Annotated in this window: 7 protein-coding genes; 1 reads left to right on the top strand and 6 read right to left on the bottom strand. The window is 62.9% G+C overall.

The features are described from left to right. Nucleotides 1-9: 9 nt before the first annotated feature. The 6 genes from GTP45_RS06625 to GTP45_RS06600 are packed head-to-tail and all read right to left on the bottom strand — an operon-like array spanning nt 10 to nt 13417. Nucleotides 10-1686, bottom strand: coding sequence for a sensor histidine kinase (locus tag GTP45_RS06625; RefSeq protein ID WP_161013082.1), 1677 nt, complete (start codon nt 1684-1686; stop codon nt 10-12). Continuing rightward, on the bottom strand, nt 1683-4238 hold the full coding sequence (locus GTP45_RS06620; protein WP_229258357.1) for a chemotaxis protein CheB: 2556 nt from the start codon (nt 4236-4238) through the stop codon (nt 1683-1685). The genes GTP45_RS06625 and GTP45_RS06620 overlap by 4 nt, the downstream gene beginning before the upstream one ends. 44 nt (nt 4239-4282) lie before the next feature. Continuing rightward, entirely contained in the window at nt 4283-5716 is a 1434-nt protein-coding gene (locus tag GTP45_RS06615; RefSeq protein ID WP_161013081.1) for an efflux transporter outer membrane subunit, read from the bottom strand. Then, nucleotides 5713-8940, bottom strand: a complete 3228-nt coding sequence (locus tag GTP45_RS06610; RefSeq protein ID WP_161013080.1) for an efflux RND transporter permease subunit — start codon at nt 8938-8940, stop codon at nt 5713-5715. Before GTP45_RS06610 ends, GTP45_RS06615 begins: the two co-directional genes overlap by 4 nt. Next, nucleotides 8937-12047: an efflux RND transporter permease subunit gene (locus tag GTP45_RS06605; RefSeq protein WP_161013079.1), complete on the bottom strand. Its 3111-nt coding sequence runs from the start codon at nt 12045-12047 to the stop codon at nt 8937-8939. Before GTP45_RS06605 ends, GTP45_RS06610 begins: the two co-directional genes overlap by 4 nt. Further along, nucleotides 12044-13417: an efflux RND transporter periplasmic adaptor subunit gene (locus tag GTP45_RS06600; protein ID WP_161013078.1), complete on the bottom strand. Its 1374-nt coding sequence runs from the start codon at nt 13415-13417 to the stop codon at nt 12044-12046. Before GTP45_RS06600 ends, GTP45_RS06605 begins: the two co-directional genes overlap by 4 nt. Nucleotides 13418-13661: 244 nt before the next feature. Here GTP45_RS06600 and GTP45_RS06595 point away from each other — a divergent pair, with 244 nt between their 5' ends. Then, on the top strand, nt 13662-14096 hold the full coding sequence (locus GTP45_RS06595) for a Spy/CpxP family protein refolding chaperone (RefSeq protein ID WP_161013077.1): 435 nt from the start codon (nt 13662-13664) through the stop codon (nt 14094-14096). Nucleotides 14097-14101: the final 5 nt, after the last annotated feature.

Raw genomic sequence — 14101 nt, 5'->3', positions numbered from 1 at the left:
GCGCCGGTATTATAAATCGAAGCTCAGTGTCAGCCTACAGCCGCCGCTTGCCGGGCTGGCGACATCCAGGCGGCCGCCCTGCGCCGCGACGCGCTGGCGCATGCCGATCAAGCCAAATGAATCGTCGCCGCCGCCCCGCTCATCACGCGATGATGCCATGCCGACACCGTTATCGGCCACGCTCAGGGCCAAGCGCCCGCCATCCACCGCCAGCACGATCTCGACCCGGGTGGCGGCCGCATGGCGGCGCACATTGCTCAGCGCTTCCTGCACGGCGCGGAACAACACGGTCGCCATATCCGGCGTGACGCCGCTCAGCGCCTCCTCGCCCGGCAGCGCCAATGCACAAACAAGGCCGCTGCGTTTGCGGAATTCTGCGGCCTGCCATTCCAGCGCCGCCTGCAAGCCCAAGTCCAGCACCGGCGGCCGCAACTCGTTCATGATGCCGCGCACGCTGCGGATCGTGGCATCGACATTTTCCAGCGCGGCGCCGACGCGCCGGTGCAGCAGCCCATTGCGCGCGCTGGTGCGCGCGCTCAGTATCGACATATCAATGCGCAGCGCCAGCAGATTCTGGCCCAGTTCATCATGCACGTCGCGCGCGATGCGCTTGCGCTCCTCCTCCTTGACCACCTCAAGGTGCACCGCCAGCTTGCGCAACTGCTCGCGCGACTCATACAGCTCAGCGGTACGTTCGGCCACGCGCGCATCCAGCTCTTCCGACCAGCGCCGCAGTGCGGCATCGGCCTCGCGCTGCGCCGTCACGTCCGAGAACACGCCGATGAAATAGCTGATCGCACCGCCATCGTCGCGGATGACCGTCAGCGACATATGCGCGACATAAGGCGTGCCGTCGCGGCGGCGGTTAAACACGTCGCCCTGCCAGCGCCCTTCGGTGCGCAGCTGCTGCATGGCGGCCGCATGGTAGCCCGGCGGATGTGCGCTCTGGCGGCCGAGGAAGCGCGGATTACGGCCCAGCGCTTCCTCCACCGCGTAGCCGGTGATTGCAGTGAAGGCGTGATTGACCGAGACGATGTTTTGCTCCACATCGCACACCAATACACCCTCGTTGATATTGTCCAGTACCCACATGGCGCGCAAGCGCGCGGCGTCGCGCACGTCGGCCGTACTCAGATCGGTCAGGATCATGCGGCATTTATGCGCCTCTCCATCGAGGTTGGCCTCTATGCGCGCGCGCCGCTGTGCCGAGGCGCCGTCTGGCGCGGCCGGATCGAACAGCGACGCTTCCATCACGGCGCGTGCGCCGCTTTCAAACAAGTTGGCGAGAAAGCGGCGCAAGCCGGCTTGCGCCTGCGGCGCGAGGAATTGTTCGAGGCGTTTGCCGATCAAGGCATCGCGCGCGCATTGCAGCAGTTCGCCGGCCGCCAGATTGGCGCGAATAATCACCCCGTCCCCGTTCAGCGACACATAGCCGGCCGGCGCCTGGTCGTACAGTTCCGCGTAGCGCCCGCGCATGATGTCGGCTTCATCGCGCTCGCTTTGCAGCTCGGCCAAGGCCTGATGCTGCATATCGAGTTCGATTTGGCTGACTTGCAGCTCATGCCAATGTTTAAGTTGATCGCTGCCGGCATCGGCCGGCGGCTGCTCCGAGCGTGATGCCGCCGTCCTCTCTGCGATCTCGCGCAGCTGGCCGGGATCCAGCTCGGGGCGCGAGGGCTTGGTCATTTGCGATTAGACTCCTTGGGCAAGGACAGCACGCGGGCTTCCAGCAATTTCAATTCGCTGATATTGATGAAAGTGACCACCACGCCGTCGATCACATTATCCACCGTCCGGTAAGGCCGGATGCGCATGGTGTACCAGCCGCCGCTGCGGGTTTCGATCTGCTTTTCGCAGAACACCAGCGTGCGCAAAACGTGCTGCGCATCTTCCTCAAGGTCAGAGTACAGCAAATCGTTCACGATGTCGCTCAAAGGACGATTGACGTCGCTCGGTATCAGCTTGTAGATTTGCGTGGTCTGGTCAGTGAAGCGGCGGATCCGTAATTCGCTATCGAGGAAGATGGTCGCCACGTCGGTGCTGTTGAGCAGGTTCTTCATATCGCCGTTGACCAGCGACAGGTCATCCACCTTCGATTGCAGCTCAGCGTTAACCGTGTACAGCTCCTCGTTCAGCGACTGCATCTCTTCCTTGGAAGTGGTCAGTTCCTCGTTGGTGGACTGCAGCTCTTCGTTGGTCGATTGCAGTTCCTCGTTGGCCGACTTGAGTTCTTCGCGCGAGGCTTGCATCTCGTCGCGCACCGCTTGAATTTCCAGACGCGCTTGCGCCAGCTGCTGCTCCAATTCCAGCACATACGGATTGGTAGCGCGCGTGCGGCGCTTCTTCGGCGGCAGCGGGGCGCTGGCGAAAGTCAGCAGCACAGTACCGGGCAAAGGGCCGGTTTCCGGCATCGCTTCAGCCGTCAAGTCCAGCGCGTGCGATCCCTTGCCGGTTTCATCGCGCTGAATCAAGCCCCGCACCGTGATCATGCCGGACTCCTGCGTGGAGCGCTTGAGCAGCTCGGCCATCTCGTGGCGCAAGCCGTCGCGCGCCATGGCGTGAATATTCCAATTGGCCTTGCCCGCCGCCGGTTCAAGATAGGCGCCGGTGCGGCCGTGAATGTAGAGAATATCGCCATGGGCGTTCAGCAGTACCGCAGCCGGCACGTGCTTCTTGAGCAGTTGCTGCTCTACCTGGTTTTGGAGATTACCGTTCATGGATGGATTGATGGGTTCAATAACAGTGGGAGCCGACACGTTGCTGACGCGCGTTGGAAAATAGTTAGCCACACGATGAATCGACGCGTCAAGCCGCCGGTAGATGCGCCCTGCGCCCGGCATGAGCGTGAACAATTCGCTGAAATGGCCCGGCGTGTCGGCACTGCCCAGCATGAGCAGGCCGCCGGTGCGCAAGGCATAGTGGAACAGCGGGATCAACTGCTCCTGCAATTTGGCGGTGAAGTAGATTAGCAGATTGCGGCAACACAGGATATCCAGCTTGGTAAACGGCGGATCGGAGATCACGTTCTGGCGCGCGAAGATAATCATGTTGCGCACGTCCTTGCGGACACGGTAGCCGCCCTTCTCGAATGGCATAAAGTACTGCTGCAACAGCTCCGGCGCAACGTCCGCTTCGATGTCAGCGCCAAACACGCCCTGGCGCGCCTGGTCTACCGCGTCGTCATCCAGGTCGGTGGCAAAAATTTGCAGCGTGTAGCGTGCCGTTGGCCGCAAGCGTTCCAGCACTTCGTTGAAGGCTATCGCCAGCGAGTATGCCTCCTCGCCGGTGGAGCAAGCCGCTACCCATGCCTTGAACGACGCGCCGTCCGGGTGCTCGGCGATCAACTGCGGCAGCGCGGTGTTCATCAGGTATTCCCACACCTTGGGGTCGCGGAAGAAGTTGGTCACGCCGATCAGCAGCTCCTTGAACAGCAGCTCCACCTCGGCCGGATTGGCGCGCATGAACTTCACGTAGTCGGCCAGCGAACCGCATTGGCGCAGCTTCATTCGGCGGTCGATACGGCGCAGCACCGTGCTGAGTTTATAGTCGGAGAAGTTGGCGCCGGTTTGCTTGAGCAGCAGCTGGAACAGCTGCTGCAAGCCCTCGCGCTGAATCAATGCTTGTTCCGGCAGGCCGGATTCCTGCGTGCTCCACCACTCGGCGATGCGGGTCGCCATCTGGTCTGGCAGCTCCACCATGTCCACCGCGCGCGCGGCAATGGCGTTGGACGGCATCGGATCGAAGCGCGCCGACGATGGCAACTGCGCCAGCGTCAAGCCGCCGTTGTCGCGAATCGCCTTCATACCCAGCGATCCATCCGCGCCCATGCCCGAGAATACGATGCCAACTGCGATATCGCGGCTGTGCACCGCCAGCGATTTGAAGAAGGTATCGATCGGCAGGTGGTGGCCGCGCCGGCCGCTGGCCGGATGCAATGCGAAGTGATAGTGCTCGATACTGAGATCGTGATTGGGCGGGATGACGTAGACGCGGTTAGGCTCTACCGCCATGCCGTCCTCGATCTCGCACACGACCATGGTGGTCATGCGCTGGAGGAGTTCCGGCAGCATGCACTTGTGCAGCGGATCAAGGTGCTGCACCACCACGTAAGCGAAGCCGCTTTCCGGCGGCACCGTGACCAGGAACTCGCAGATCGGATCGAGCCCGCCCGCGGACGCGCCGATGCCCACGATGGGCATCAGCGTAGAGGCGGCAGGAGGGGCGCTTTTCTTGGTCATCGTGGCATGTTTTTATGTACATCTTGCCAGATGATTATAACAGGCTACTCCTGCGCTGCATGCCAGCCGCCGCCCAGCGACTGGATTAAGGCAATGGCCGTGGTTTGGCGGTCGGCTTGCGCCTGCACCAAGGCGCGGCGCGCGCTCAGCGCGGTGGTTTGCGCAGTCACCACATCGCTGTAGCTGACTTGCCCGGCACGGTAGCGGTTCAGCATCTGTACCTCGACCTGGTCGGCAGCTTCCGATGCGGTCTTGCGCAAATCCTGCTGCTGCGCCAGCGTGCGGGTCGCGGTCAGCTGGTTCTCGACGTCGGCAAACGCGGTCAGCACGGTTTGGCGATAGCTGGCGATGGCTTGATCGCGCGCCGCCTCGGCGCCGCTGACACGGGCTTTGGTGGCGCCGGCGTCAAACAAGGTCTGCGCCGCCGACAAGCCCAGGGACCACAGGTTATTAGAGGCGTTGAACAAGCCGCCGGTGGACGCAGCGCCGTAGCCGTAGGAGCCGGTCAGATTCAGGCTTGGGAAGTAAGCGCTGCGGGCAATGCCGATTTGCTGATTGGCGGCGGCCACGCGGCGCTCGGCGGCAGCGATGTCTGGACGCCGTTGCAGCAGCGTCGATGGTACGCCGGCCGGCACGTCCGGCACCACGATCTTCCACTCGGCCGGGGCCAGCGTGAAGTCCCCTGCAGCCTTGCCCAGCAAGACGGCGATCGCGTGTTCGTAATTGGCGCGCTGGCGCACCAGCGTGATCTGGTCGATACGGGCGCTGGCCAACTGGGTTTGCGCTTGTAGCAAGTCCGACTTGGCGGCGATGCCGGCGTCGAAGCGGTTCTGCGTAATTTGCAGCACGCGCGCGTAGCCTTCCACCGTGGCGTCCAGCAGCGCTTTCTCGGCGTCGGTCTGGCGCAGCGAAAAGTAGTTGGTCGCCAGTTCGCCTTGCGCCGACAAGCGCGCAGCGGCAAGATCGGCGGCGCTGGCTTGCAGGCTGGCGTTGGCGTTGCCGACACCGGCGCGCAGTTTGCCCCACACGTCCGGCTCCCAGCTGGCGCCGATGTTGGCGCGGTATTGGTTGGCGGTCTTGGTGTCGCCGCCGCCGCCGGTGCGGGTGGCGCTGCCATTCAAGTCTACTGTTGGGAACAGCGTGGCGCGCTGCTCGGCCACAATCGCCCTCGCCTGCGCGTACGACGCCACGGCGGCGGCCACGTTCTGGTTATTGACTTCGATGGTGTCGGCCATCTGGTTCAGGATAGGATCGCCGAACAGCTGCCACCAGGGGCCGCGTTCCAGCGTGTCTGCTGGTGCGGCGGCAGTCCAGCCGGCAGCGGCTTTATCAGCGTCAGTCGGCGTCTCTTTGTAGGCCGATGGCTGCGGCGTGTCCGGCGTTTTGTAAGTTGGCGTGACCGAGCAAGCGCTTAACAGCGCCGACGCCACGGCCAGCGCGATCAATGGGTAACGGGGAGTAGATGCGTATTTGCTCATGGTGTAATCATGCGGCTCAGTTGTTGTTCGGATGCGCTGCGGCGGCGCAGCTTGTCCATCAGGATGTAGACCACGGGAGTCGTCAGCAGCGTTAAGCACTGGCTGGCGATCAAGCCGCCGATGATGGCGACGCCCAGCGGCTGGCGCAGTTCCGAGCCTTCGCCGAAACCAATCGCCAGCGGCAGCGCGCCCAAGGCGGCGGCCACGGTGGTCATCAGGATAGGACGGAAGCGCAGCAGGCAGGCTTCACGCACGGCGTCCAGCGGCGACAGCCCGCGCGAACGCTCGGCCTCCAGCGCAAAGTCGATAATCAGAATGGCGTTCTTTTTCACGATACCGATCAGCAGGAAGATGCCGATCAGCGCAATCGTCGAGAATTCCATCTTGAAGATCAGCAGCGCCAGTACCGCGCCCACGCCGGCGGACGGTAAAGTCGTCAGCACCGTCACCGGGTGTACCAGGCTTTCGTACAGGATACCCAGCACGATGTAGATCACCACGATGGCCGCGAGGATCAGCAGCGGCAAGGACTTGTTGCTGTCCTGCGCCTGCTTGGCCGAACCGGCAAAGCTGCCGCGCACATTATTCGGCATGGCGATTTCCGCTTCCGCTTGCGCGATCTGCGCGGCGGCGTCGGACAAGCTGGCGCCTTCGGCCAAGTTGAAGGCGATGGTGGTCGCGATCTCGCCGTCCTGGTGGTTGATCGACGTGGCGGCCGAGCTTTCAGCAAACGATGCCAGCGTCGACAACGGCACCATGGTGGTGGCCGTGGTGCTCAGCGCGGAGCCGGATGATGCGTCCTTCACCGCCGGTGCGGCAACGTTGGACGCCGTACCGCTGCTGGTCGTTGGCGCGCCGGTCGGATTGGCGGCTGTCGGCGACGGCAAGCCTTTGGCCGGCACGTAGACATCGTTCAGCGCCTCCGGGCTCTTGGCGAACCAGCGCGGCACTTCCATGATGACGTGGTACTGATTCAGCTCACTGTAGATGGTCGCCACTTGCCGCTGGCCGAAGCTGTTGTACAGCGCATTGTCGATATCCTTGGTCGACACGCCGAGCCGCGAAGCACTCTGCTTATCGATGGTGACAAAGGTCTCAACGCCGTTATCGGCTTGATCCGAGTCGACGTCAATCAGCGACTTTTGGCCCTTCATCGCTTCCGCGAGGCGCGTGGCCCATTTCTTCAAGTCGGCCTGATTATCGGACTTCAGCGTGTACTGGAAGTTGGCGTTGGCCGAACGGCCGCCCGAGCGCAAATCCTGCACGGGGCTAAGGAACAAGCTCACACCCGTCACCTTGGCGAGCTTGGGCCGCAGGCGCGCAATCACCGCCTGCCCTGCTACCTTGCGCTCGCTGGCGGGCTTCAAATTGATGAACATAAAGCCGCCGCCGGCGCGGCGGCCGCCGGTAAAGCCCACCACCGTCGCCACATCAGGATCGTCCTTGATGATGTTAACCAGTTGGCGTAGCTTGCCCTGCATCGCCTGGAACGAGATGCTTTGGTCAGCGCGGATGCCGCCGCTGATCTGGCCCGTATCCTGCTGCGGGAAGCCGCCTTTCGGAATCGCTGCGAACAGGTAGAAGTTCAAGCCGATCACAAAAACAAGGCTCAACATCACCAGCCACACGCTGTGCAGCGCCCAGTCCAGCGCATGCTCATAGCCCTTGAGGATCAAGTCGAAACCGCGCTCGAAGAAGCGAGCGATGCGGCCCGGCGGCTTGGCTTGATGCGCATCCGCCGACAGCAGCCATGCGCACATCATCGGCGTGGTGGTCAGCGAGATCACCAGCGAAATCATCACCGCCGCCGACAGCGTAATCGCAAACTCCTTAAACAGCGCGCCGAACTGGCCGCCCATGAACAGCAGCGGAATGAACACGGCGATCAGCGAAAGGCTGATCGACAGCACGGTGAAGCCCACTTCGCGCGCGCCCAGCAAAGCCGCTTTGAAGCGATCCATGCCGGCCTCAATGTGGCGTGTGGTATTTTCCAGCACCACGATGGCGTCATCGACCACGAAGCCGGTCGCCACGGTCAGCGCCATCAGCGACAGGTTATTCAGACTGAAGCCCAGCAAATACATCACGCCAAAAGTACCGAGCAGCGAGACGATGGTCGCCACGGTCGGCACAATGGTGGCGCGCACGTTGCGCAGGAAGACGCTCACTACCAGCACCACCAGCAGGATGGAGATAATCAGCGTGACCTCGATTTCGTGCAGCGACGAGCGGATCGAGTTGGTGCTGTCGCTGGCGACTTGAATCGTTACGTCGGGCGGCAACTGCGCCTGCAACAGCGGCAATTGCGCGCGCACGCTGTCCACCGTTTCAATCACATTGGCGCCAGCTTGGGAGCGCAGCAGCACAATGATTGCGGGTTCGCCGTTGAACAGGCCGAGGTTATTCTGATCCTCCACGCCGTCGACCACTTGCGCCACATCTTGCAGGCGGATCGGCGTGCCGTTGCGGAAGCCGACGATCAGATTGCGATAGTCAGCCGCGCTGCGGCCGCCGACGGCGTTGGCCGATTCCGAATAAATCTGCAAGCGACGGCCTTCGCCCTGGAGCGCGCCGCGCGGGCGATTGGCGTTGGTGGCCTGGATGGCGGCGCGCACGTCCTCCATTGACAGGCCTTGCTTATTCAGCGCATACGGATTCAACTCCACACGCACCGCAGGCAGCGAACTGCCGCCCAACTCCACGTCGCCCACGCCAGTCACTTGCGACAGGCGTTGCAGCACGATGTTGGAGACCGAGTCGTAAATCTGGCCCGGCGTACGGGTCTTGGAAGTCAGCGCCAGAATAATAGCCGGCGCGCCCGAGGTATTGGCCTTGCGGTAGGTCGGATTGCTGCGCAGCGTGGCCGGCAGGTCAACCCGGCTGGCGTTGATCGCCGCCTGCACTTCGCGCGCCACCGAATCCACGTTGCGGTTCAAGTCGAACTGCAAGATGACGTTGGAGCTGCTGGTGCTCGACTGCGAGGTCATTTCGTTCACGCCGGCGATGGTGCCGAGGTGACGCTCGAGTGGCGTCGAAACGCTGGTCGCCATGGTGGCCGGACTGGCGCCCGGCAGCGTGGCGTTCACCGAAATAATCGGGAAGTCCACCTGCGGCAGCGGCGCCACCGGCAGCACGAAGAACGCGCCGATGCCGGCCAGCGCCACGCCAACCGTCAGCAAGACGGTGGCAATCGGGCGCTTGACGAATGGAGACGACAGGTTCACAGCGCACCGCCTTCAGGTTGCGCCACCGGCTTGCCGCGCAAGCGGCGCGCCAGACTGTCGAAGCCGAGGTAGATCACCGGCGTGGTGTACAGCGTGAGCATCTGGCTGACGATCAAACCGCCGAAGATAGCCAGGCCCAGTGGACGGCGCAGCTCCGCACCCTCGCCAAAGCCCAGCATCAGCGGCACGGCGGCAAACAGCGCAGCCAGCGTGGTCATGAGAATAGGACGGAAGCGCAGCAGCGCCGCTTGGTGGATTGCTTCGCGCGGCGGCTTGCCTTCATCGCGTTCTGCTTCGATGGCGAAGTCGATCATCATGATGGCGTTCTTCTTGACGATACCGATCAGCAGAATAATGCCGATGATGCCGATCACGCCCAATCCCTGCCCGGTTACCAGCAGCGCCAGCAAAGCGCCCACGCCAGCCGACGGCAGCGTCGACAAAATGGTCAGCGGGTGGATATAGCTTTCGTACAGCACGCCCAGCACGATGTACACGCAGATCACGGCGGCCAGAATCAGCCACAGTTGGTTCGACAGCGAGTTCTGATACGCGCCTGCTGCGCCGAGGAAGGTCATGGTCACCGAGGCCGGCATCTTGATCTCGGCGGCGGCTTCGCGGATGCTGTCCACGGCCGTGCCGAGCGAGACGCCCGGTGCGGTATCGAAGCCCAGCGTGGTGGCCGGGTACTGCGCGACGTGCGTGATTTGCAGCGGCGCCGGACGTTCGGTCACGGTGGCCACGGCCGACAGCGGCGTGGCTTTGCCGGAGCCGGTTTTCAATTGCAGGTTGCCCAGATCGGCCGGCGTTGTGATGTCGTTGCGGCGCGCTTCCAGAATCACGCGATACTGATTGGTCTCGGTGAAGATGGTCGAGACAATGCGCTGGCCGAACGCGCTATACAAAGCATCGTCAATCGCGGCGGCAGTCACCGACAGGCGCGACGCCGTATCGCGATCCACGCTGACATAAGCCGCATTGGCGCTGGCGCCCACGTCGGACACCACATTGCGCACTTGCTGCTTGGTGCGCATTTGCGCGGCCAGCTTGGTCGCCCATTCGTTGACGGTGGCGTTGTCCGCACCTTCTATCGATACGCGGAACTGGGTCGGGCCGGTTTCGGCGTCGATGGTCAAGTCCTGCGTTGGTTGCAGATACAGCGTCAGGCCTGGAATCTCGGCCACGCGGGCGCGCAAGCGATCCATGGTCTCCTGCTGGTTGCTGGTGCGCTTATGTTTCAGGTTGATCAGCATGCTGCCGGTGTGCAGCATGGTGTTATTAGCCGCATCCACGCCCACCACGGAACTCAGGTTGTTGACGTCCGGGTCTTCAAGAATGACCTTTGCTGCCTGCTGCTGCAAGTCCGCCATCTTCGCGTACGAAACGGCCTTGCCGGTTTCAAGGCGCGCTTGCAGCTGGCCGGTGTCCTGCGTTGGGAACAGGCCTTTCGGGATGACGATGTACAGCACTGCCGTCAGCACCAACGTGCCCAAAGCCACCAGCAGCGTCAAGCCGCTATGCTTGATCACCCAGGTCAGCGAAGTATCGTAGTGATGGATCACCCAGTCGAAGAATTGCTGGAAGCGCTGCGCGAAGCGGGTCGGCTTTTCGTCGGCGTGGTTCTTCAGCCAGCGCGCCGACATCATCGGCACCAGCGTCAGCGACACCACGGCGGAAATCAAGATTGTGATCGCCAGCGAAATCGCGAACTCGCGGAACAAGCGCCCCACCACGTCGCCCATGAACAGCAGTGGAATCAGCACCGCAATCAGCGATACCGTCAGCGAGATAATGGTGAAACCGATTTGCTTGGCGCCTTTCAGGGCGGCGGCCATCGGCGTTTCGCCCTCTTCGATGTAGCGCGCGATATTCTCGATCATGACGATGGCGTCGTCGACCACGAAGCCGGTGGCGATGGTCAGCGCCATCAGCGACAGGTTGTTCAGCGAGTAGCCGAGCAAATACATCACGCCGCAAGTACCGATCAGCGAGATTGGTACCGACAGCGAAGCAATCACGGTCGCGCGCAGGCTATGCAGGAAGGCGAAGATCACCAGCACCACCAGCACTACGGCCAGCACCAGTTCCATCTCCACGTGTTCAACGGAAGCGCGGATGCCGGTGGTGCGGTCGCTCAGCACTTCCACGTGCATGGCGCCCGGCAAGGCCGCTTGCAGTTCCGGCAGGCGCGCCTTGATGCCGTCCACGGTGGCGATGACGTTGGCGCCGGGCTGGCGCTGCACGTTAAGGATGATGGCTTGCCTGGTGCCCGCAGATGTGCCAGACCAAGCGCCCAGCTCGACGTTCTCCGCGCTGTCCACCACTTGGGCCACGTCGGTCAGGCGCACCGGGGCGCCGTTCTTGTAGGTCAGGATCAGTTCTTTGTAATCCTTGGCCGTCACCAGCTGGTCGTTGGCATTGATGCTGTAAGCGCGGGTCGGGCCATCGAACGAGCCCTTGGCGCCGTTGGCGTTGGCGGCCGTGATGGCGGTTCGCAGCGTGTCGAGACCTAAGCCATACGATGCCAGCGCGTTGGTGTCGGCTTGAATCCGCACTGCCGGACGCTGGCCGCCGCTCAGCGTTACGAGGCCGACGCCGGAGACTTGGCTGATCTTCAGCGCCAGGCGCGTGTTGACGATGTTCTGCACTTCCGTCAGCGGCATCGTGTCGGAAGTAATCGCCAATGTCAGCACCGGCGCGTCGGCCGGATTGACCTTGGCGTAGACCGGCGGCGCGGGTAAGTCGGTCGGCAGCAGCGAGTTGCCGGCGTTGATCGCGGCTTGCACTTCCTGCTCGGCCACGTCCAGCGACTGGCCCAGCGCGAATTGCAGCGTGATGATGGAGACGCCGGCGGCGCTGGTGGAGCTCATGCGCGACAAGCCCGCCATCGCGCCGAACTGGCGTTCCAGCGGCGCGGTGACGGTTTGCGCCATCACTTCAGGACTGCCGCCGGGATACAGCGTCTGGACTTGGATGGTTGGGAAGTCCACCTGCGGCAGCGCCGACAGCGGCAGGAACTTGAAGCCGACGATGCCCGCGAGGACGATCGCCAGCATCAGCAGCGATGTCGCTACCGGGCGCTGGATAAATGGTGCGGATGGACTCATTGCTGTGCCGCGCCTTCCTTGTTACGGCGGCGATGCTCACCGGACGGCGCTTCACCGGCCGGAGCGGATGCGCCATCGCGTTTGCCCTTCCAGCCGCCGGCTCCCTGCTCTCCCTTGCCGCCCTTGCCGCCGCCTTGACCCGGCAGCGTCACTTTCGCGCCCTCTTTCAAACGGTCGGCGCCTTCGGTAATCACTTGCTCGCCCAGTTTCAGGCCTTCGCTGATCTGCACTTTATCGACGGTGGCCGCGCCGCGCTTGACCGGACGCACGGTGACGGTCTTGTCTTCTTTCAGCACATAGACGAAATCGCCGTTGTTACCGTGACGCAGAGCCGTCACCGGCACCATCACCGCATCCTTGATGGTGCGCAGTTCCAGGCGCACGTTTACAAACTGGCTAGGGAACAGCGCCGACTTGGCGTTGGCGAAGCGCGCCTTGGCCTTGACGGTGCCGGTCTGCGTATCGATCTGATTATCGAGCGCGTAGAACTTGCCGCTATCGAGCGTGTTGGTGCGGGTGCGGTCCAGCGCCAGCGCCGGCAGGCTCGCGCCATCGTTCACCCGCTGCGCCACGTCAGGCACGCTGTCTTGCGGGATCGAGAATTCAACGTCGATCGGCGACAACTGCGTAATGGTCGCAATCCCCGCCGCATCGCTGGAGCCCACCAGATTGCCGATATCGACCGCGCGCAAGCCCACGCGGCCCGAGATCGGCGCCACGACTTTGGTGTAGCCAAGATTCAGACGCGCCGTGCCTTCGGCCGCCTTGTCGGTCATGACCGTGCCTTCCAGCTGCTTGACCAGCGCCGCTTGCGTATCCACGTCCTGGCGCGCGATCGAGTCCTGGCCCAACAGCGTGCGGTAGCGGTTCAAGGTCAGCTTGGCGTTTTCCAGCTGCGCTTCATCACGCTGGCGATTACCGGTGGCCTGCATCAGCGACATTTCAAATTGACGCGGATCGATTTGCGCCAGCACCTGGCCGGCCTTGACCATCTGGCCTTCTTTAAACAGCACGCTTTGCAAAATGCCCGATACTTGCGGGCGCACCGTGGTGGTGGCTGCCGCCGTCACCGTGCCCAATGCTTCCAGCGTGACCGGGATATCGGCCTTCTCCGCCGTCGCTACGCCCACCGTGGTCGCTGGCGCGCGGCGGCCGCCACCTGCACCACCAGGGCCACCCGGGCCGCCGGGGCCGGGGCCGCCCGGGCCTTGCGCACCAGGCGCACCAGCGGGAGCTGCCGGCTGGTGGGTCAAGTACCATGCCAAGCCGCCCAGTCCCGCCATGGCGGCGACGGCAATCACGCTGCCCAGTATCTTGCGGCTGCGCTTAGGTGGGTTGGCATTCAAAGTCGGCTTGGCTTGCGAATCCATCTTTATCCTTTTTGTAGGCGTGCGTGTCCATGGCAAACGCGCCATGGCCTCAATGCGAGGACTCTAGCATAAGGACTTGGCGATGTCTGTGGGTCACGCAACGGCGATACAAACTCGCTACAAATCAAGGACTTTGCGCGCATATCGTTAATCTAGCTTTACATATCTTTACCGAGGCGACATCGGCCCTCAACGTGCGGCTTGCATACTGGCTTCACTGCCATTTCACTGAAAGGACGACATCATGAGCATCTTCAATCGCCAGACCATCGCCGCCTTCCTGCTCGGCTCCACGCTGGCCGTGGGCGTGGGCGCTTACGCGGTCGACCGCCACCAGGAAGGCCACCGTTCGCACATCGCCCGCCTGTACGCCGAAGTGCAAGCCACGGACGCCCAGAAAGCCAAGATCGATCCGCTGCTGAAAGCCGCCATGGCCGACCTCAAGCCGCTGCACGAACAACTACACGACTTACATAAAAAGCTACTCGAACAAGCGAGCGCGCCGGCCATCGACCGCGCTGCGCTGGAAGCCACGCGCCAGCAAGGCTTGGCGCTGGCCGACAAAGCCTCCAAGCGCATCGTCCAATTGGTAGCCGATGTAGGCGATAACCTGACGCCGGAGCAGCGCAAGAAACTGGCCGAGCACCTGAGCCACGGGCGCCGCTTCCGTGGCATGTAATAAAA

This window comes from Duganella rivi (genome assembly GCF_009857435.1).
In the GTDB taxonomy this organism is placed as follows: Bacteria; Pseudomonadota; Gammaproteobacteria; order Burkholderiales; family Burkholderiaceae_D; genus Rugamonas; species Rugamonas rivi.
Note: the sequence above shows the minus strand (reverse complement) of the source record. Positions and strands in the feature narration are given on the sequence as shown.